Annotated in this window: 20 protein-coding genes; 9 read left to right on the forward strand and 11 right to left on the reverse strand. The window is 69.4% G+C overall.

The features are described from left to right. Nucleotides 1–306 carry a LysR family transcriptional regulator gene (locus EV386_RS18890; RefSeq protein ID WP_130411270.1) on the reverse strand — a complete coding sequence of 102 codons (306 nt, stop codon included), beginning with the start codon at nucleotides 304–306 and terminating at the stop codon, nucleotides 1–3. Nucleotides 307–587: 281 nt separating this feature from the next. Between EV386_RS18890 and EV386_RS00270 the strand changes: the two genes are divergently transcribed. From EV386_RS00270 to tatC, 4 genes are all read left to right on the forward strand, one after another. Continuing rightward, complete coding sequence (locus EV386_RS00270; protein WP_130411272.1) at nucleotides 588–2261, forward strand: flavin monoamine oxidase family protein; 1674 nt, start codon at nucleotides 588–590, stop codon at nucleotides 2259–2261. Between the two features lie 98 nt (nucleotides 2262–2359). Beyond that, nucleotides 2360–2563 carry a Sec-independent protein translocase subunit TatA gene (gene tatA / locus EV386_RS00275; protein WP_130411274.1) on the forward strand — a complete coding sequence of 68 codons (204 nt, stop codon included), beginning with the start codon at nucleotides 2360–2362 and terminating at the stop codon, nucleotides 2561–2563. Nucleotides 2564–2581: 18 nt separating this feature from the next. Next, nucleotides 2582–2992, forward strand: a complete 411-nt coding sequence (locus tag EV386_RS00280; protein WP_207216437.1) for a twin-arginine translocase TatA/TatE family subunit — start codon at nucleotides 2582–2584, stop codon at nucleotides 2990–2992. Between the two features lies 1 nt (nucleotide 2993). Continuing rightward, a complete protein-coding gene (tatC, locus tag EV386_RS00285; RefSeq protein WP_130411276.1) occupies nucleotides 2994–3821 on the forward strand; it encodes a twin-arginine translocase subunit TatC in 828 nt (275 codons plus the stop codon). Between the two features lie 323 nt (nucleotides 3822–4144). Here the strand turns inward: tatC and EV386_RS00290 are convergent, their stop codons facing one another. The 10 genes from EV386_RS00290 to EV386_RS00335 form a co-directional block, all read right to left on the reverse strand. Beyond that, nucleotides 4145–4807, reverse strand: a complete 663-nt coding sequence (locus EV386_RS00290) for a GntR family transcriptional regulator (RefSeq protein ID WP_341272791.1) — start codon at nucleotides 4805–4807, stop codon at nucleotides 4145–4147. Continuing rightward, entirely contained in the window at nucleotides 4804–5736 is a 933-nt protein-coding gene (locus EV386_RS00295) for an inositol monophosphatase family protein (protein ID WP_165399784.1), read from the reverse strand. Before EV386_RS00295 ends, EV386_RS00290 begins: the two co-directional genes overlap by 4 nt. A gap of 2 nt (nucleotides 5737–5738) precedes the next feature. Then, nucleotides 5739–6734 (reverse strand): extracellular solute-binding protein, encoded by a 996-nt coding sequence (locus tag EV386_RS00300; protein WP_130411280.1) that lies wholly within the window; start codon nucleotides 6732–6734, stop codon nucleotides 5739–5741. 28 nt (nucleotides 6735–6762) lie between these two features. Beyond that, nucleotides 6763–8442: an ABC transporter permease gene (locus EV386_RS00305; RefSeq protein ID WP_130411282.1), complete on the reverse strand. Its 1680-nt coding sequence runs from the start codon at nucleotides 8440–8442 to the stop codon at nucleotides 6763–6765. After that, a complete protein-coding gene (locus EV386_RS00310) occupies nucleotides 8439–9521 on the reverse strand; it encodes an ABC transporter ATP-binding protein (protein WP_130411284.1) in 1083 nt (360 codons plus the stop codon). Before EV386_RS00310 ends, EV386_RS00305 begins: the two co-directional genes overlap by 4 nt. A gap of 68 nt (nucleotides 9522–9589) precedes the next feature. Next, on the reverse strand, nucleotides 9590–10348 hold the full coding sequence (locus EV386_RS00315) for an SDR family NAD(P)-dependent oxidoreductase (RefSeq protein WP_130411286.1): 759 nt from the start codon (nucleotides 10346–10348) through the stop codon (nucleotides 9590–9592). Next, nucleotides 10338–11468, reverse strand: a complete 1131-nt coding sequence (locus EV386_RS00320; RefSeq protein ID WP_165399785.1) for an ATP-NAD kinase family protein — start codon at nucleotides 11466–11468, stop codon at nucleotides 10338–10340. Before EV386_RS00320 ends, EV386_RS00315 begins: the two co-directional genes overlap by 11 nt. Next, nucleotides 11465–13042, reverse strand: a complete 1578-nt coding sequence (gcvPB, locus tag EV386_RS00325) for an aminomethyl-transferring glycine dehydrogenase subunit GcvPB (RefSeq protein WP_130411290.1) — start codon at nucleotides 13040–13042, stop codon at nucleotides 11465–11467. Before gcvPB ends, EV386_RS00320 begins: the two co-directional genes overlap by 4 nt. Next, on the reverse strand, nucleotides 13039–14472 hold the full coding sequence (gene gcvPA / locus EV386_RS00330; RefSeq protein WP_242607755.1) for an aminomethyl-transferring glycine dehydrogenase subunit GcvPA: 1434 nt from the start codon (nucleotides 14470–14472) through the stop codon (nucleotides 13039–13041). The genes gcvPB and gcvPA overlap by 4 nt, the downstream gene beginning before the upstream one ends. A gap of 326 nt (nucleotides 14473–14798) precedes the next feature. Next, entirely contained in the window at nucleotides 14799–15365 is a 567-nt protein-coding gene (locus EV386_RS00335; RefSeq protein ID WP_165399786.1) for a DUF4190 domain-containing protein, read from the reverse strand. Between the two features lie 252 nt (nucleotides 15366–15617). Between EV386_RS00335 and EV386_RS00340 the strand changes: the two genes are divergently transcribed. From EV386_RS00340 to EV386_RS00360, 5 genes are read left to right on the forward strand one after another with little or no spacing between them, the layout of a single operon-like run. After that, the gene (locus tag EV386_RS00340) at nucleotides 15618–16496 is read left to right on the forward strand and encodes an SIS domain-containing protein (RefSeq protein ID WP_130411294.1); all 879 of its coding nucleotides are present in this window, start codon (nucleotides 15618–15620) and stop codon (nucleotides 16494–16496) included. Then, nucleotides 16493–17443 (forward strand): ROK family protein, encoded by a 951-nt coding sequence (locus EV386_RS00345; RefSeq protein ID WP_130411296.1) that lies wholly within the window; start codon nucleotides 16493–16495, stop codon nucleotides 17441–17443. The genes EV386_RS00340 and EV386_RS00345 overlap by 4 nt, the downstream gene beginning before the upstream one ends. Continuing rightward, complete coding sequence (locus tag EV386_RS00350; RefSeq protein ID WP_130411298.1) at nucleotides 17440–18411, forward strand: 1-phosphofructokinase family hexose kinase; 972 nt, start codon at nucleotides 17440–17442, stop codon at nucleotides 18409–18411. The genes EV386_RS00345 and EV386_RS00350 overlap by 4 nt, the downstream gene beginning before the upstream one ends. A 2-nt stretch (nucleotides 18412–18413) precedes the next feature. After that, nucleotides 18414–19247 (forward strand): class II fructose-bisphosphate aldolase, encoded by an 834-nt coding sequence (locus tag EV386_RS00355; RefSeq protein ID WP_130411300.1) that lies wholly within the window; start codon nucleotides 18414–18416, stop codon nucleotides 19245–19247. 14 nt (nucleotides 19248–19261) lie between these two features. Beyond that, complete coding sequence (locus EV386_RS00360) at nucleotides 19262–20083, forward strand: DeoR/GlpR family DNA-binding transcription regulator (RefSeq protein WP_130411302.1); 822 nt, start codon at nucleotides 19262–19264, stop codon at nucleotides 20081–20083. The last annotated feature ends 8 nt before the right edge of the window (nucleotides 20084–20091 follow it).

Consider the following 20091-nt stretch of genomic DNA (forward strand, 5'->3'; position numbering starts at 1 on the left):
CTACTCGGGCCCCGGCCGCGTCGCCGGGCCCGCGGCGGGGCAGGAGGCGGCGATCGCGCGGACCGCGGTCTCGGACGCCGCGACGGCGGCCAGGATGCGCTCGGCGTCGTGGGCCAGCCGCAGGCCCGCGGGGGTCAGGGACACCTGCCGGGTGGTGCGGTCGAGCAGCCTGGCGCCCATCTGCGACTCCAGTTGGCGGATCGCCTGGGACAGCGCCGGCTGGGTGATGTGGAGTTGGTGCGCGGCGCGGCTGAAGTGCAGCGTCGCGGCCAGCCCGGCGAAGTACCGCAGTTGGCGAAGCTCCAACGTGACCTCCAGGTCGGTAGGTGGCGCACGCGGGTGACGTGAGGACGTCGAGAAGACTCCTCGTGGCTTCCGCACTGGTCAAGCGGCGAATCCACCTGATGAGACGGCGTCGGGCGCGCCGTGCTCGGCGCCGGGATCTATCCGACCTTCTTATGACACATCGTGGCAATACGCGTGAATCACCCGGGTGACGTGCTGCTTCTACGTTCGCGCTGTGCCGACGGCGCCCCGTGGAACCGCGGGGCGCGTGGCTCGCCAGACCGTGACCGAGAGGTAGGCAAATGACTGAGAAGTTGGATGTCCTGGACGAGAGGGCCGCCAGCGGCGTCTCTCGCCGCCGCTTCCTGCAGGCCGTCGGCATCGGCTCATCCGCCGGGGTGATGCTGGGCGCCATGGGGGCGATCGGCCTGGCCCCGACCGCCGCCGCCCACGGCAACGGGCCGGGCGGCATCGCCCACAAGCAGGACTGGCGCTGGCGCCCGCCGACCCAGGCCGACTTCCACGCCAAGGGCAAGGACAACAAGAAGCACGTCATCGTCATCGGCGCCGGCCCGGCCGGGCTCTGCTCGGCCTACGAGCTGCAGAAGGCCGGCTACAAGGTCACGGTGCTCGAGGCCCGCCACCGTCCCGGGGGGCGCACGCTCACCGTGCGTCCGGGGGACAAGGAGACCGACATCGACGGTGTCACCCAGGTCGCCCAGTGGGACGACGGCATCTACATGAACTGCGGCGCGGGGCGCGTCGCTCAGTGGATGGTCACGCTGGAGTACTACCGCGAGCTCGGTGTCCCGTACGAGGTGATGACCAACGCCAACGCCGAGGCCTACCTCTACAACGAGGGCCGCGGGTCGACTCCGGGCAACCCGACCAAGTACCGCACCGCGAAGGCCGACTTCTACGGCACCGTGGGCGAGCTGCTGACCCTCGCCACCGACCAGGGCGCGCTCGACGCGAAGCTGACCGCGCAGGACAAGGACAACCTCAAGTCCTTCCTCAGCTCTCTCGGCTCGCTGCGCAACGGCGTGTACTGGGACGCCCCCACCCACTCGAACCGCGGTTACGCGCAGTACCCCACGGCGTGGAACTTCGAGGAGACCGAGCTCCCGCCAACCCGTCCCACGATGTCCGAGACGCTCGCGAGCCGGTTCGGCAACTACTTCCAGTTCGAGCACAACTGGGAGCAGGCCATGCTCATGTTCCAGCCCGTCGGCGGGATGGACACCACCTACCAGTACTTCGTGCGCGCGATCGGCGAGAAGAACGTGTTCTTCAACTCTCCGGTCACGGGCGTCGAGAGCACGTCGAACGGCGTCAAGGTCACCTACCAGGACAAGCACGCCAAGAGCTACCAGCTCAGCGCGGACTTCGCCGTCGTCGCCTCACCGGCGCACATCGCGCGCGGGTTCACCAACAACTGGGGAGCCGACATCGACACCGGGCTCGGCGAGTTCGCCAAGGGCTCGGCAGCCGGAAAGATCGGCCTGCAGTACAAGTCGCGCTGGTGGGAGACCGACCACCACATCTACGGCGGCATCACCGAGACCGACATGGACCTGCAGCACATCTGGTACCCGTCCTACGGCTACGGCCAGCAGAAGGGCCTGATCGTCGGGTACTACAACACCGGCACGGCCGCCAGCACGTACGGCGCGCTGGCGCCGAAGGACCGCGAGGCGCGCGCCGTCGCGCAGGGCGTGAAGATCCACGGCGAGAAGTACGCCACGGAGCTTGAGCACTCGTTCTCGATCGCCTGGCACAAGGTGCCCTACATCGAGGGCTCCTGGGCCTACCCCAAGCAGGACTCGGCGTACTTCCACAAGCTCCAGGAGGGCGCCGGCAACGTGTTCTTCGCCGGCGACTGGATGTCCGAGGTCTCCGCCTGGCAGCACGGCGCGTTCTGGGCCGCGCGCTACGCCGTGCAGGCGCTGCACGAGAAGGCCCTGGCGACGGTCTGACCCTCGCCCGTCGGCGCCGGGCCGTCCGTCCGGACGGCCCGGCGCCCCGATCCCCACAGTGCGCGGCGTGCGCCGCCTGGAGCCAAGGAGTCATCGAGATGGGCATGCTCAAGCCGTGGCACATCATCGTGCTGGTCGTCGTCATCCTGCTGATCTTCGGGGCGCAGCGCCTTCCCGACCTGGCCCGCAGCGTCGGCCAGTCGCTCAAGATCTTCAAGAGCGAGGTCAAGGACCTCACCTCCGACGGCGAGCAGCCGCCCGTCGTCTCGACGGGGGCGCCGACTGCGGCGCCTGAGGCCTGACGGCGAAGGGCGCAGACGGTGCTCGACATCAACGGTGGTGAGCTGCTGGTCATCGCCGTGCTCGCCGTCGTGCTGATCGGGCCCGAACGCCTGCCGCAGTACGCGCAGCAGCTCGCGACGCTCGTGCGCGACGCCAAGCGCTGGCTGGCGCAGGCCAAGGACCGCGTCGCCGACGAGCTCGGCCCCGACGTCGACGTCGACTGGTCGCGACTCGACCCCCGGGCCTACGACCCGCGCGCGATCGTGCGCGAGGCGCTGCTCGACGACCTGCTGCCCGGCGGGGTCCGGCGACCGGCCGGCTCGGTCGAGGACGTCGCCGTGCGGCGCCCCCAGGGCGCGGTGTCGCTGCCCGACGAGCCCGACGGCCCTGACGAACCGGACGGCGTGGCGCACGGCGTCGGCGGCGGCCGCCAGGCCGAGGCGGCCTGACATGGCGTCACCGACCACGGCGCCCGCGCGCGACGCGTCCCGCGAGGCGCTGACCGACTCGCCGCCCGTCGACGGAGCGCGGGCGCCGGGCCGCCGCGCCCGCATGCCGCTGCGCGGGCACCTGCGCGAGCTGCGCACGCGGTCGTTGTGGGTCGCGGTCGGCTTGGCGGTCGGGGCGCTGTTGGGTTGGGCGCTCTACGACCCGCTGCTGGCGCTGCTGACCCGCCCGCTCCACCTCGCCGCGTCGACCGAGCACCGGGACATCGCCCTGAACTTCACGGCGCTTGGCGCGCCGCTCGACATCCGGCTCAAGGTCTCGCTGTTCCTGGCGGTGCTGGTGACCTGCCCGTGGTGGCTCTACCAGGTCTGGGCGTTCATCACCCCGGGCCTGACCGCGCGCGAGCGGCGGTACGCCGTCGGCTTCCTCGGCGCGGCCGTGCCACTGTTCCTCGGCGGCGGGGCGCTCGCCTGGTGGGTGCTGCCGCACGCCGTCAACATCCTCGCCTCGTTCGCGCCCGAGGGGACGTCTCAGCTCGTCAACGCGCAGGACTACCTGACCTTCGTCATGCGGCTGGTGCTGGCCTTCGGGGTCGCGTTCGTGGCGCCGGTGCTGCTGGTCGCGCTCAACCTCGCCGGCGTCGTCCGTCACGAGCCGCTCGCCCGGGGCTGGCGCTGGGCGGTGCTGGCCGCGTTCGTGTTCGCCGCCGTCATGACGCCGACGCCGGACGCGCTGACCATGGTGCTGGTCGCCGCGCCGATCTGCGCGCTCTACTTCGCGGCGCTCGGGGTGGCGGTGTGGCACGACCGCCAGGTCGACGTGCGCGTGTGAGCCGGATCCTTCAGCAGACGCCAGCCGGGCGATGTTTGGCGAGAGGGGGCGTCGTCAGGCTCCTGGGCGCACCGGAGGACTCGCGCCGACGGACGGTGGCCACGAGCTCCAAGCGCTTTCGGAGCACCACGGAAGCCCGGCTGCCCCATTCGGTGACGCGGTTGTTAGGAGCGCTCCGGGCCAACCTCGGACATGTGACGCCCGGCCGACGCCACAGATTGATGACCCCGCGCGGGTTGACCGCCAGAGACAGCGATGACTCTCATGGCCGATCCCAGGCATTCTCAGAGCCAGTTCCTGCCCGGGTGAGTGGCGGGGGAGAGTCACCGATCGCCTCCACCAGCGTTCGTCAGACGGATCATGCGTCGCACGCCGTTGATCCAGTTCTCGCGCAGCGCCTCCTGCGCGGCCGGGATGTCTCCGTCGCACACGGCCCTCGCGATCTTCACGTGCTCAGCGGCCACACGCGAGACGACAGTGTGGTCGGAGACAAGCAGCCGCTCGTAACGATGTATGGCCTGGCGCGTGTTCCGCATCATCTCGCCGAGCCTTTGGTTCGGGCAGCCGCTGGTGAGGAGTGTGTGCCATGCGTCGTCGTTCGCCGCGACGTGTGCGAACTGGACGTGCTCGGCGCGGAAGTCCCCGGCGAGGGTCAGCAGGCGCCTCCCGATCTCCGGGAGCTGATCCGTTGCCGTGAGCGAGACCGCCAGGCCCTCGAGTGCGGAGACGATCGGCGCGAGCTCCTCGAGCTCCTCCGCGCTGAACGGCTTGAAACGAAAACCCTTTCCCTCAACCCAGTCGATCTGGTCGGCCTCCGCGAGTCCGATCAACGCCTCTCGCAGCGGAGTGCGACTCACTCCGAGGTCAGCCGCGAGTTGCGCCTCGCTGATGCTCTGGCCGGGCTCAACAGCCCCTGAACGCATGCGAGCGAGCATCTCGTCGCGGACCTGGCTTCGCAGGGAGTGCCGTCGGATCTTCACGTTCACCGCCCTTCGTCGGTCGTTCTCTGACTCAATCTCCGGGGCCAGATCGGCGGCATCTCGAGCCCGCGCCTGTCCGCACCTGCCTTCGGCAACTCCGCTCCGCGCGCTCCTCGTGTGTCGAGAGCCTGATTGCCAGAGTTGAGGAGCCGCACGGCCTGCGCGTGAAGCTCACGTGTCCCCGCTGCGAGACACGATGTGCCGTTGTGCAGCGTGATCGGCTCACCGAAGGCGTCGGTACACCACCCACCCGCGCCGTTGACGACCGGCACGAGCGCGCACACGTCCGACTCCACGACGTCACCACTCTCCACAGCGATGTCGAGCGCCCCCGACGCGAGACTTCCAAAGCCGAAGGAGCCAGAGCCATACACGCGCCAGGCCGTCGCCGCGCGGAGCGCGTTCGCTCCCGCCTCATGCTCCAGAAGGGTGACTTCTGGATATCCCCATGCGACAACCGCGTCTTCGAGGGATCGCAGGTCTCGAGTACTCGTCTCGACGCCGTTCCTCCGCGTGGCCGAGCCGACCACGCCAACCCATCGATCTCCTGATGCGGGCGCATCGATGACGCCGATGACGGGCTCCGAGCGATGGCAAAGGGCGATCAGGGTGGTGAAGACCGGTATTCCCGCGGCAAAGGCACGGGTGCCGTCGATGGGGTCCAGGACCCAGACGAATTCGGCGTCCCTTCGCTCAGGCTCGAACTCCTCTCCGACGATGCCGTGCCGAGGATACTGGTCGTTGATTCGCGCACGAAGCGTGGACTCGACGACCAAGTCAAACTCCGTCGCCGGATTCGACTCGGATTTGCATTGAGCCGCGGCGCCCGCCGAGTTTCCAGAGAGCAGGCTGCGTGAGATGTCAGCGAGCTGCTCGGCGAACCCGACAAACTCCGCACGGCGAGGGTGATCCGAGAATGACTCAGTCTCGGACATTCTTAACCCTGCGCCGCATTCCATGCCTCTTCGAACGCCTTGCGCTCGGCTGGGCTGTCCTTATCGTCGCGCACGATGTTCAAAGAGGACAGGCTCGGCAGGTCCAGGTATTCGCCAACTTCGATGTCGGTGCGGCTCGGGCGCCGGAACGTCTTCTCGAGAATCTTGATCTGTGTCTCCTTGGAGATCATTGCGTCGACAAGTCGCCGCGCGCCGTCGGGATTCGCTGCCTTCTCGATGACGGCGACCGCCTCGTAGGTGGTCGACACTCCGTCGCTGGGGTAGACGATCCTGATGCTCTCCTGGCCGCCGGCGATGTACGCGTAGATGTTGGACTCGTAACCGAGGCTCACCGCGTACTCGCCCTGCGCGACGGCGGGGTACAGCGTGTCCGTGTCGTCCGTGACCTCAAGATTCTGCACCAGCCGTGCGAAGTCGTCCCCGAGGGCCTTGTACGCGCCGTACAGCGCGGTGTACGTCGTGCCGGAGTCGAGGGGGTTCCCGGAGAGCACCTTTCCCTTCCAGCGAGGATCGGTGAGGTCGCTCCACGAACTCGGAATCGCACCCTCGGGCGTCTGGTCGAGATTCACCATCAGCGCGGCCACATGGACGTTCTGCGCCGTCCATTTGTAGTCGGGCGCGACCGCGTCATCGGGTAGGGCGGCAGCTTCGGGCGACTGGTAGGAGGCGAAGAGTTCGGCATGCCCAGCGAGGACCCCGGGAACAGCGTTGCCGAAGACATCGGCGCTGTTGCTTCCGTCTTCGGCCGCAATGCGCTGCAGGAGCGCGCTCGTCGATCCCTGTTGCACGACGCTCACCTTGAGCGGGGGTTCGAGGGATCCGCCGGCTTCGGTGAAGTTCTGGTTCACCGTGGCGTTGTTGTTGCTGTAGAGCGTTACCGTGTCAGCGCTCGTTGGCGCGCGTTCGCCAGAGCACGAGGCAAGCGTCGCGGCAAGCACCAGCAGTGCCCCGCCTGTCGCCAGAGGTCGTCCCGTCATGGTCTCACTCCTTCTGTGCGGTGGGCTTCTACGTGAACAGTCTGACTTTGAGAACTCGCGTTGCGACGAGAATGGGAGCCAGGGCGAGCACGCAAAGGACGAGCCCGTATGCCGCTGCCTGTCCGTTCATTCCGGCGAACATGAGTTGGAAGATCCGGATATTGATGGTCTCTTGGCCGGCGGAATAGACGACGAGAGAGGCGCTCAGTTCGCCAATGATGGTGACCCAAGTGAGGATCGCCGCTGCCGCAATCCCTGGAAGCATGAGCGGAAGGACCACGCGAGCGAAAGAGCGCAGGGGTGGGACGCCCAGACTGACCGATGCCTCCTCGATCGACTCCGGAATCGAGTGGATGCTGCCGGAGGCGCTTCGCACGCCGTGGGGGAGCCTGCGCACAACGAAGACGAGTATGATGATGAGCGCGGTGCCGGACATATTCCAGGGCCGTCCTCCGAACGACATGACCACTCCGATGCCGAGCACGGTTCCGGACAGAGCCTGGGGGAACATGACGAGATAGGAGAGGAGGGGAGACAGGAGGTTCTTCTTTCGCACAATGACCGTGCTCACGACAGCGCTGAGAATGACGCCGATGATACACGCGACACCTCCGAAAACCAGCGTATTCCTGATCGGGTAGGGATCCGAGACCATGATGCTTGCGAAGTTGTCGACGGAGAACTCCCCCCAGTGGAGCACGGGCCCGGTGCTCTTGGTGAACGCCATCACCGCGGTCAACCCGAAAGGCAGGAGCGTCGCTGCGACGATGATCGTTGCGATACTCGTCAACGCGAAGCCGTGCGGTCCTCGCAGGGGGATCGGCGTCCAGGATCTACCCTGGACCATGTGGTAGCGACGCCCGCCGATAAGGAGGTTCTGTCCGAGGAGCGTGAGAGCGATGATTGCCACTGACACGGTCGCCAGGGTGCTCTGCATCTTCGGATCGGCTCCCGTCTCGGCCAGGAAGACCCTGTAGGTCATCGGGGCGAGGAGTTCGACGCGCTTTCCCACAACCGTGGCGGTTGTGAAGTTGCCCAAGGTGAGAGAGAAGACGAGGATGGTTGTTGAGAGCACGGCGGGGAGGATTGCTGGGATAGTGACTCGCACGCGGGCCCTGAAGGGCGTTGAGCCGAGGCTCACCGCCGCCTCCTCCAATTGTGAGTCGAACCCCTTGAATGCGGCCAGTGTCCCGAGGTAGACATAGGGAAATGAGAATAGCGGCATCACAAGCAGGAGGCCGGCCCAGCCGTACATGCTCGGGAACCCGATCCCCACGTCGCGCAGCCAGTTGCTGACCACTCCGTTGTTTCCCAGCAGCATGAGCCAGGACTGCGAGATGATCAGTTCGGGGATAAGGAGTACGGCGATGGGAAGTGTGCCGAGCACGGACTTTCCCCAGAACCGATAGCGCGTGTTGAAGTAGGCGAGAAAGACTCCGATGACTGTTGAGATCGCTGAGACGAGCGCAGAGAGCAAGAGCGAGTTCCTCAGCGCTCTGAAGTACTTCCCCTCCGTCACGAACTCTCGCCAGCCGTCGAGTCCGCCACCGGTGGCTACGGAGCGAAGGATCACGTTCGCGATCGGCGTCACAACGAAGATGAGCGCGAGCGCGACCGAGATCACGGTGAAGACCAGCCATGGTGAGAGGCTCTGGCCGGGAGTCCTCGGCGCCGGCGGGTGTGTCGGCGCCGGGCGGGAGAGCCTCATGACCTCATCACCAGGACGTCTTCGCGTGGAAACTCCACGCACACACGGTCACCGGGTCCGAAGCCTGGCTCCGAGGCCGCCGTGGACACCTCGATCTCCTGACCGCCCGGAACGCGCACACGGTGGACCTGGCGTGAGCCGAGGAACTGGTGCCTGGTCACTTCGCCGCGCACAGCGGCCCCCAACGTGAGAGCCGCGGCGGAGGCCCCTGACAGCCGCAGGGCCTCGGGTCGCGCAACCGCGAAGACGTCGGCGCCAACGAGTTCGGTGCGCGCGACTCCGCAGAGGGTCGAATCTCCGAGACGAACATCGACGGGGTCACCCGGGACGAACCGCCTGCCCTCGGGAAGGGCCACGCGAAGGACGTTCGCCGCGCCGATAAAGTCGGCTGTATAGGTCGATACCGGGTTGCGGTAGACGTCGGAGGGGCTCCCCAGTTGGTCGATCGTTCCTGCGCGCAGGACGGCCATCCGGTCGGAAAGAGCAAGTGCCTCCTCTTGATCGTGTGTCACGAACACTGTCGTGATGCCGAGCTCACCCTGGATGTCGCTGATCGACTCCCGCACCTGAACGCGCAGCTTCTTGTCGAGATTCGACAGCGGCTCGTCCATCAGGAGCACCCTGGGCTTGATCACGAGGGCGCGTGCGAGCGCCACCCTCTGTCGTTGCCCACCGGAGAGCGCGGCAGGCATCCGATCCCCGAGTCCTGCGATGCCCACCCTCATGAGTACCTCGTCGACCAGTTCTGCGATATCAGATCGATTCGTCTGCCGTGCCTTGAGGCCGTAGGCGACGTTAGCGTTGACAGTTCGATCCGGGAACAGTGCATAGTCCTGAAACACCATGCCGATCTCACGGCGGTACACGGGCAGCTCTGTCACTGCGGTGTCGCCGAAGTGGATTTCACCGGACTCGGGGCTGATGAAGCCTGCGATCGTGCGAAGCAGTGTTGTCTTGCCGCAGCCCGAGGGTCCGAGGAGCGTGAAGAACTCTCCGTCCCCAATAGATAGACTGAGATCGTCGAGCACTCGGTTGCCGCCATACGCGACGCTGAGTCCGTCGATCGTAATCGAAGTCATTGCGGACTCCTTTCGTTGTCGACGCTGACAACTGAACTGTGAGTGCGCTGGCCGCCCAGGGGTGGCGCCTAGGCGGTGCCTCCGCCGTCGACCACAATTGACGCACCGGTGATGTAGCTGGCTCTGTCGCTCGCGAGCCAGACGACGGCCTCGGCGACCTCGTCGGGAGTTCCCATCCTGCCCAAAGGGCGGTCGGCGGCTTGGTCCCTGAAGGCGATCTCATCCTGTCCCAACTGACGCGCCTCGTCGCGCACCATTTGGGTGAGGACGTCGCCGGGGTTGACGGAGTTCACCCGGATGCCCTGACTGCCGTGGTCGATCGCGAGCGCCCGAGACATGTTGACCACGGCGCCCTTGGACGCGCAGTAGGAGATCGCGTTGTCGCCGCCCTTCAGTCCCCATCCGGAGCCTGTGTTGACGATCGATCCGCCGCCTTGGGCGGCCATGATGGGAATCACCCGTCGTGAGACGAGGAACACCGAGCGGACGTTGACGCCCATGACGAGGTCCCAGTCGTCGACGTTGGTGTCGAGGATGTTCGTGCGGCGAATGATGCCGGCGTTATTGAAGAGCACGTCGACGCGGCCGTATGCGCTGAGCACCTCATCGACGGCGGCGTCGACGGCGATGGCGTCGCTGACATCCACCTCGATCGCGATCGACTCGCGTCCGGAGTCGCGGATGTCCTGAGCGACCTGCGCAGCCGCAGCGTGGTCGATGTCGAGCAGGGCGACCCGGGCTCCCTCGCGCGCCATGGCCTTCGATGTCGAGGCCCCGATCCCTCCGCCGCCTCCGGTGACGATGGCGACTTTTCCCTCAAGCAACACGCGCTCCTCCTTTGGTCGCGCTCCGCAATCGGTATCGGCTCGTCGTCCGGACGCCGGTGATGACTGTCACGACTCCGCTGAGTCGGTCATCGGTGGCGGCGTCTCCTGAGTCGATGAGCAGGGGGCGCCCCTGCAGGTCCAGGAGTTTCTGCTCCGACGCCACGACGATGAGGTTCGTGGGTGGGATGGCGTCCAGGACGCGATGCGAGATCTGCTGGTTTCCGCGTCCGATGACAAATCCGTGCCCGCCGATGACCGAGACGACGATGCTGAGGGGTGACCCGGTGGCGACTTCCAGGAGGTCGGCCTCTGACGCGTCGCGGACAAGAGGTACGCCGTCTCGCACGATGTCGACGCCGAGCGGGCCCTTGTCGTAGCCGATCAGCCGTGCGAGCTCCCGCATCGTGCTGCCAGGACCGATGGCCGTCGTTCGCTCGGCGCTGACCCTTGCGAACGCCCCTTGGGCGGCGGCGGCGACGGCGTCTCGCTCGCCCGTGGGGACGGAGCCCTTTCGCGCCTGAGTTCGGCCTGCGATGACCGGCACCCTCATGACGCTGTACACCGTCGGGGCGACGACCTTCTGTCGCAGCGTCTCCTCGTCGACGTCGAGTACGTCTCGGACTGCCGTCGGCACGTGGCCGCCTTCCCAGGCCGCTGCGGTCGCGCCAGCCGCCTGGGGTGAGACTCCGAAGACGCCGGAGTACATCTTGACGCCGCTTGGCACGCCGAGTCCTGCGGCGCCATCGGGTAGCGACAAGGCCACGTCCCGTGCGGTTCCGTCGCCACCGGCGAAGAGCACGAGATCCACCCCCTCGTCGATGAAGGCTCGTACGGCGGCCACCGTGTCGCATGCTCTTGTCGGGTATGTCGGGCTGAAGACCACTCGTGGCGAGAGCGCCGCTTCGCGGACGGCGTCCTCGCCCATCCTCCCCGCGACGGTGACCAGCCGGGCTGAGGGGACCTTCCGGGCGACCACACGCAGCGCCTGCGCCATGCGTTCGTGGGCGCGTGATCGTCCGCCGCGCGCCTCTGCAAGCCGCTGGATGTCGACGCCGTCGGAGCCGGACAGGCCCGCGGTTCCGCCGACCCCAGCCACGGGGTTCACCAGCACGCCGATCATGGCGACCCACGCGTTCCGAAGTACTTGCGGCGGTAGGCGCGCCAGGTGACTGCCCATCGCTCGGGATCATCGAGGTCCGCGTGCTCAGTCCGGTGCACGGTGGAGCGGTGCGGAGCAGTCTGAACTGTCTCGGGGCTCTCGTGCGCCTCGCGGCTCACCTCGGCGAGCGATGCCGCATAGAGATCGAGCTCCTGCCTCGAGTAGGACTCCGTGGGCTCGAGCGTGAACGGCTGTGGCACGACGTGCGGATGATGACTCGTCCAGTAGTGCAGGCCGTAGTCAGCCATCCGGAGTCCGATCTCCTCGGAGCTCACGCCCGTGGCCTCGAAGAGCTCTTTCCAGGAGTACCGCACTTGCTCGATCCGGCGTCGGCCCTGGGCATAGGGGACGCTCGCCCCGGGAATCCGGCGCACGAGTTCAAGCAGATAGTTATTGTTGAGCACCGCGATTTCGGCGACCTCGCGAAGACCCTCTGCGCCGAGCGAGCGAATCCAGGAGTACGCGCGCACAATGTTCGGCACGACCCCGTAGAACGGCGCGACCGCACCGATCGATCGAGGCGCCGCACCCGTCGTGACGAATCGATCGCCCTTTTTGACCACTCGTGGACCAGGCAGGAGCTCCGCGAGCTTCTCAGTCACTGCGTTCACGCCGCCTCCGGGCCCGCCAGACCCGTGGGGCGTGCTGAAGGTCTTGTGAAGGTTGAAGTGGCAGAGGTCGAACCCGGCTTCGCGTGCACGGGTGATCCCGAGTATGCCGTTGGCATTGGCCTGATCATAGGAGGCGAGGGCGCCGACGGCGTGCGCTGTCTCCACCCAGCCTCGAATGTCTGGGTTGAAGATCCCCGTATCCTCTGGATTCGTGACCATGATCGCGGCTGTGCGGTCGCTGATCGCCGACTCGAACGCGCCGCGGTCCGGATAGCCGCTCTCGTCCGGATAGATGGTGATGACGTCGTAACCCGCAGCCTTGGCCGCCGCCGCGTTCGACGGATGGCTGAAGATCGTCGTGATCACCTCGCGCCGCCGCCCGCCCTCGCCACGGAGGTCGTGATACGCGCGGATGAGCGAGGCGTTCATCCAGATTGCCGACGAGCCGCCTTGGGTCTGCAGCGACACCGCATCCATCCCGGAAATTGCCCTCATTATCTCCTGAAGTTGCCAGATGATCTCCAGCACACCCTGGACATCGTCGTCGTCCTGCATGGGGTGCAAGGACTTGAGCTTCGGTGTGTCGATGAGCCGTTCGTTGACCTTCGGCGAGTACTTCATCGTGCAGGTCCCTTGGCCGACATCGATGTTCAGATCCGCGCCAAGGGTTCCCTGCGACAGGCGCAAGTAGTGCTTCAGGACGCGCATCTGCCCGATCTCGGGGAGGTCGAGGCGCGATCTGCGACGGAGGGACTTCGGGACGAGGGCGGCCGCGTCGCCGACCACCGCGGAGACTTCGGATTCGACGGCGGACACGAGGACGCCCCGTTGCCCCGGCGCGTGGAGATCGAAGATGATCCGCTCGTCCCACCGGGCTTGGTGGAACCGGGGAAGATGCGGCTTCGGCAGGAGTGGAAGGCTCATTGCCGCGCCCCGTTCTGCGCGTCGACGTCGCCCAGAGCCGCGGCGATGGCGTCTGCGAGACGGTCGATCTCCTCGCGCGTCGTCATCTCCGTGACGCAGATGAGCAGACTCCGTTCGTCGAGCACGACACCCGCGTCGATCTGTGCGCGGCGGGTCGCCGCGACGACGTCGACCGCGCTCGCGCTCTCGAACTCGACGCAGAACTCTCGGAAGTGCAGCGCGGGGTCACTGAGCCTGGCGCCGGGGATCGCTGCGACTCGCCGCTGCGCGTAGGCGGTGCGGGCGAGGATGGTCTCGCCAATGTCGCGCATTCCGCGGGGTCCCATCAGGGCGAGATAGACGCCAGCGGCGATACCCCAGAGGGCGGCTGCCGTCCCCACCCACTCCTTCCCCTCTTCGCGCAGCGCGAACGACGTTCTTTCGTAGGCGACGTCTCCGAAGCCGAGTTCGCCCGGCACGGATGTGCTCGCGAGGCCGAAGAGGCGAGACGGCAGCTCCATCACGAACTGAGGGTCGTCGTGCAGTGCGATGAAGCCGCCGCGGGCGCCGCCAAACCACTGGTGCAGACCAAGTGACTGGATCTCGCCGGTGACGATGTCGGCACCCAACCCCGCGGGCGGCTCCAAGACGCCGTAGAGAAGCGGCTCCGTGCCGACCACGACGATTGCCCCCGCTGCGTGGGCGAGCTGCGAGATCTCTGACAGGTTCTCCTCGATCGATCCCCGCACGCTGGGTGTCTCAATCCAGACGGCCGCGACATCGTCGTCGAGTGATGCGGGAAGCGCGGAGATGTTGGCCACGCTGGCGCTCGTCGGGATTGTCTCGACGCTGAGGAACCCGCTGACGAAGTCGCGGACCTTGTCGAGCTTGTGCGGGTGAGGGTCGCTCAACTGCAACACGCGCCGACGCCCGGTGATGCGGCCCGCCATGGCGACTGCGGTTGCCGCCGCCTGGTAGCCGTCGTAGGTCGGAACGTTGACGACATCCATCCCGAGGAGCTCCCCCATCAGGGATTGGTATTCGAACAGCGCTTGGAACCGTCCGTGGTCGTCGTACGGTTCACCGGCGTAGGCGGTGAGGAACTCGCTCCGTCCGATGACCTCGTCCACTACTGCGGGCACCGAGTGCCGATAGACCCCGAAACCTAGAAACGAGGTCCGCTCATCCGTGGATGCGTTTCTGGACAGGAGATCCGCGACGTGTCGCGCGAGATCCTGCTCCACCGGCAGCGCCGGGGGGAGGTCGAGTGCACCCTGTACGCGCAACGCCTCGGGCACGTCTGCGAAGAGTTCTTCGACACTCGTCGCATTGATTGCGTCGAGCATCGCCTGACGCACCTCAGAGGCGGAGTTTGGAATGTACGGATGAACGTAAGACAGCGGCATCGCGACACCTCGCACAAGTTCGACATTGAACGGCGCAAGACTCATCGGGCATTCTGTGTGCAGTCGACAGTAGCGTCGCCGATTTGGGTGGTCAAGGGCGACGGTCAGAGTGTTCGTCTCGTTCGCGACGCCTACGCGCTCCGCACACCTCGCTTGCGTTCCGCATGACGTGAGGCGAACGGGGTACGTGGGCGCCCAGGGGCGCGTTACCACTCTCGCGCGGAACAGTAGTCGCAGCGGCCGGCACTGAGCGCCGCCGTTGAGGATCGCCCGCGGCCCAGGCCGCGGCACCGCGACCCAGACCGCGGTGCCCGCGACCCACAGGACGCGACACCGCCGCGCCTGCGCGCAGGCGCGGACGGGCCGTCGGACTACAGGTCCCGGTCGTCGCAGTACCCGCCCGCGGGGACGCGGTCACCGCAGGTGTCGCCGAAGCGCTCGTACTCGCTGTCGAACGGAGCCTGCATGTACAGCTCGTCGCAGGCCCCCATGTCGCCCGCCTCGCAGGCGTCCCACAACGTGTCGAGGACGGGGTCGTGGCCGAGGCCCGAGTCCCCGGAGCTGGCGATTGCGCCGACGACGAGCAGGACCGCCAGCACCCCGTAGGCCGCGGTCTGCAGCGCGCCGAGCACGATCCCGGCGATCGCCAGTCCGCCGCCGGAACGCCCCGTCCGGGCCACGCGCCGCAGCGCGACGATGCCGAGCGTCAACGGCACGACCGCCAGGCCGAGCAGGCCGGTGACCAGGGCGGCGATCGCCAGGCCGTCCGTGCCCTGCCGCGGGGGCTCGCCCCACACGCTGGCGGGGTGGAGGGGCGCGGCGGGGGCGCTCGAGGCGCCCGCGTACCGGTCGTCACCCGCAGGCCCGTACCCGCCGGGCGGCGGCGGGCCCGCGTCGTGCGGGCCGGGTGGCGTCGAGTGGTTGAGGGGGTTGGTCACGGCGGTCCCTTCGTCGGTGTGAGGCTGGCCTGGCAGCCGGGCGATCAGGCCGTGTCGCGGCTACTCAAGCAGTCGACGCGCATCCGAACGGCCAGGTGGCGCAGGAGGAGCGCAGGTGGCACTCAGCGTCCGCGCAGGCAAGGCGCTGAGGGGCCGAGTGATCACTTTGATGAAAAGTGCGTGAACCCTCCCTACTGTGCTCATGAGCAGTCATTCGCGGCCGCACGGGAGCGGCCTGTCGGGAGGTGGGACGTGTCCGTCGTCTTCGTCCGTGCCGAGATCGCCTCGCAGCCGCGCACCTGGCGCGAGGCGGTGGGGCTGCTGCCTGCGGTCGCGGCCGCGCTGCCGCAGCCGGGTGAGCGCGTCGCCGTCGTCGGCTGCGGCACGAGCTGGTTCATGGCTCAGGCCTACGCCGCGCTGCGGGAGGCGTCGGGGCACGGGGAGACCGACGCGTTCTCCGGCTCCGAGTACCCGCTCGGCCGCGCGTATGACCGGGTGTTGGCCATCTCGCGCTCCGGCACGACGACGGAGGTCGTCGGGCTGCTCGACGGGCTCGCCGACCGTCCGACGACGCTCCTGACGGGCGTCACCGGCTCGCCCGCGGGGGCGCGCGCCCAAGCCAGTGTCGTCCTGGACTTCGCCGACGAGCACTCGGTCGTCCAGACCAGGTTCGCCACGACGGCGCTGCTGCTCCTGCGCGCCCACCTGGGTGCCGACGTCGAGCCGGTCATCTCCGACTGCGCGGCCGCGCTCGCGGTCGACGTCGACCACCTGCTCGGCGTCGAGCAGGTGACGTTCCTCGGGCGCGGTTGGGCGTACGGCCTGGCCAACGAGGCCGCCCTGAAGGCGCGCGAGGCGGCGCAGTTCTGGGCCGAGTCCTACCCGAGCATGGACTACCGCCACGGCCCGATCGCCATCGCGCAGCCCGGCCGCCTGGTGTGGTCCCTGGGCCGCGCGCCGGGCGGCCTGCGCGAGCAGGTCGTCGCCACGGGGGCGCGCTTCGTCGAGCACCACCTCGATCCGCTCGCCGGGCTCGTCGTCGCGCAGCGCTTCGCGCTCGCGCTCGCGCTCGGCCGCGGCCTCGACCCCGACGTGCCGAGGTCGCTCACCCGCTCGGTGATCCTGCCGTGAGCCCGACGCCGTCGCTCGGCGCGGGCCCGCCCGTCCTGGCGTTCGACGTCGGTGGGACGAGCATCAAGGGCGCGCTCATCGACGCCGCGGGGACCGCTCACGGCGTCACGCGTCTGCCGACGCCGGCCGCGGGCCCGACGTCCGCGCAAGCCGTGCTCGACGCCGTCGCGCGTCTCGCCCCCTCGCTGACCGCGCAGGCGCCCGAGGGCGTCGCGCCGACGGCGCTCGGCATCGCGGTGCCGGGGGTCTTTGACGACGAGGCGGGCGTCGGCGTGTACTGCGAGAACCTCGGGTGGCGCGACGTCGACTTCCGCAGGCTGGTCCGGGCGGGCTTCGACCTGCCCACCGTGGTCGGCCACGACGTGCGGTCGGCCGGACTCGCCGAGATGGCGGTCGGCGCGGGCGCGGGCGCCCAGAACGCGCTCGTGCTCGCGCTCGGCACCGGGATCGCCGCCGCGGTCTTTGTGCGCGGCGAGCCCGTCACGAGCGGGGGCTTCGCGGGCGAGATCGGGCACACGGTCGTCGTGCGGGGCGGCGAGGCGTGCGCGTGCGGCAACCAGGGGTGCCTGGAGGCCACGGCCTCGGCCGCGGCGATCGCCCGGCGCTACAACCGGGCGCGCGGCGCCCGGGTGTCCGGATCGCGTGAGGTGCTGGCCGCCGCACGCGCCGGCGACGCGGTGGCGCGCGCGGTCTGGGCGTCCGCCACGGACGCGCTCGCCAGCGCGATCGCCCCGTGCGTCGGCCTGCTCGCGCCCGAGGTGGTCGTCCTGGCCGGTGGGCTCGCCGAGGCGGGCGACGCGCTGCTCGCCCCGGTCGTCGCGCGCCTCGACGAGCTGCTGACCGTCACCCCGGCGCCGCCCGTCGTCAAGGCGACCGCGGGCGAGAACGCGGGGCTGCTCGGCGCCGCCCTGCGCGCCCGGGCCGTGGCCGAGGCGGGCTCGCGGTGATCGTCACCCTGACCCCCAACCCCGCGGTCGACCTCACCATCGCCGCCGACGCGATCGCTCGCGGCGGCACGAGCGTCGTGGACGCCGCGTCCGCGCGCGCGGGCGGCAAGGGGATCAACGTCTCGCGCGTCCTGGCCCAGGTGGGCGTCGCGACGCGGGCCGTGGCGCCCGTGGGGTCCGCCGAGGCTGCCTGGTTCGCCGCCGACCTGGCCGGCGTGGGCCATGCGCTGATCGAGTGCGACCGGCCGACCCGCCGCTCGTACGCGCTGCACGAGGCCGCCGCCGACGTCACCTCAGTCGTCAACGAGCGCGGCGCCCCACTGGCGCCCGGGGAGTGGGCGCGCGTGCTGCGCGCCCTCGACGCGGCGCTCGCCGCCGGCCCGCGTGGCGACCCGGCCGCGGCGCTCGCGGTGTGCGGCTCGATCCCGCCCGGAGCCCCGGACGACCTGGTGGCGCGCGTCGTCGCGCTCGGCGCCCGGTGCGGGGCGCCCGTCGTCGTCGACACCTGCGGCCCCGGCCTGTTGGCCGCCGCACGGGCGGGGGCGACGCTGGTCAAGCCCAACCGCGACGAGCTCGCCGAGGCGGTGGGCGACGCCGGTCCGCTCGCCGGAGCGGCGGCGCTGCAGGCGCTCGGCGCGCGCGTCGTGATCGTCTCGCTCGGCCCGGACGGACTGGTGGTCGTCCCACCCCGCGGCCCGGCCGTCCGCGCGCGCCTGGCGGCGCCGCTGCGGGGCAACCCGACGGGCGCGGGCGACGCCGCCGTCGCCGGAGCCGTCTCGCTGCTGGTCGACGCCCCGCTCCGGCGCGCCCTGCTCGGCGGCGAGGTCGCCGCGACGACGGCGGTCGCGCGGCGCGCGGCGGCCTGGTCCGCGGCCGCGGTGCTCATGCCCCGTGCGGGCGAGCTCCACCCCGACCACCCCCGGCTTGAGCGCGAGCTCATGGTCGAGGCCATCGACCGCAGGGAGTGATGATGCCGCTCGTCCCCACGGCGCAGCTCATCGAGCGCGCCACCGCCCGGCGCCGCGGCGTCGGCGCCTTCAATGTTCTCCACCTGGAGACCGCCGAGGCGCTGGCCGGGGCCGCCGAGGACGCCGGCCACGGCCTCATCCTGCAGATCTCGCAGAACCTCGTTCGCTTCCACGGCGCCCTGCGGCCCGTCGCGTCCGCCACGATGGCCGTCGCGTCCGCGTCCAGCGCGCCCATCGCCGTCCACCTGGACCACGCGCAGGACGAGGACCTGGTCGACGAGGCGATCGCGCTCGGCTTCGGCTCGGTGATGTACGACGGCGCGGCCCTGCCCTACGGCGAGAACGTCGCCGCGACCCGGCGGGTCGTGGCCAGAGCGCGCGCCGCGGGGGTCTTCGTCGAGGCCGAGCTCGGCGAGGTCGGCGGCAAGGACGGCGTCCACGCCCCAGGGGCGCGCACCGACCCCGACGAGGCGCGCGGGTTCGTCGCGGACACGGGCGTCGACGCGCTCGCCGTCGCCGTCGGGTCGTCGCACGCGATGGCCACGCGCACCGCCACGCTCGACATCGCACTCGTCGCCGACCTCGCCGACGCGGTCGCCCCGCCGTTGGTGCTGCACGGGTCGTCGGGGGTCCCCGACGACCAGATGGTCGCGGCGATCCGCGCCGGCATCCGCAAGGTCAACGTCTCGACACACCTCAACAAGGCGTTCACCGGCGGCGTGCGCACCTGCCTCGCCGCAGACGCCGCCGTCGTCGACTCCCGCGCGTACCTGGGCGCCGGACGCGCCGCGATGCGAGACGAGGCGGCGCGCCTCCTGCGGCTCTTCGCCACGTGACCGAAGGTGGGCGCATGGACCGCGACGAGAGGCTGTCCCAGATCGCCGACGCCGTCACCGCCGACGGCTCGATGAGCGTCGAGCAGGTCATCGAGCGGTTCGGCGTGTCCGCGGCCACCGCGCGTCGCGACCTCGACGCGCTCGCGGGCCAGCAGCTCGTCACGCGCACCCGCGGCGGCGCCGTCGCGAACGCGACCTCGGGAGACCTGCCGCTGCGCTACAAGGCGGCCATCGCCTCGGGCGCCAAGCACGCCATCGCGGCGTACGCCGCCGGGCTGGTCCGCCCCGGCGCCATCGTCGCCTTCAACGGCGGCACCACCACCACACTGGTGGCGCGGCACCTCGCCATCCGCTCCTCTGCCGAGGACGCCTTCGGCGTGGCCGGGCTGACCGTCGTGACCAACGCCGTCAACATCGCCAACGACCTCATCGTCCGGCCCCGGATCCGCGTCATGGTCACCGGCGGCGTCGCCCGCACGCGCTCCTACGAGCTCGTCGGCCCGCTCGCCATGTCCACGCTCCCCAGGGTCCACGTCGACACCCTCTTCCTCGGGGTGAGCGCCGTCGACCCCGCGCGCGGCCTCTACGCCGACCACGAGGGCGAGGCGGAGGTCAACGACGCGCTGCGGCGCATGGCCGAGGCGACCTACGTCGTGGCCGACGGCTCCAAGCTGCGCGCCACGGCCTTCGCGCTGATCTGCGGCCTCGACGACGTCACCGCCGTCATCACCGACGACGGCGCCGACCCGCACGACGTCGCGGCCCTGCGCGCCCGGGGCGTCGAGGTCGTGCTCGCCCCGCGGCCGGGCGCGCCGTCGCGCGACGCCCACCGCTGACGGCCTGG

It is taken from the genome of Xylanimonas ulmi, from assembly GCF_004216535.1.
Lineage (GTDB): Bacteria > Actinomycetota > Actinomycetes > Actinomycetales > Cellulomonadaceae > Xylanimonas > Xylanimonas ulmi.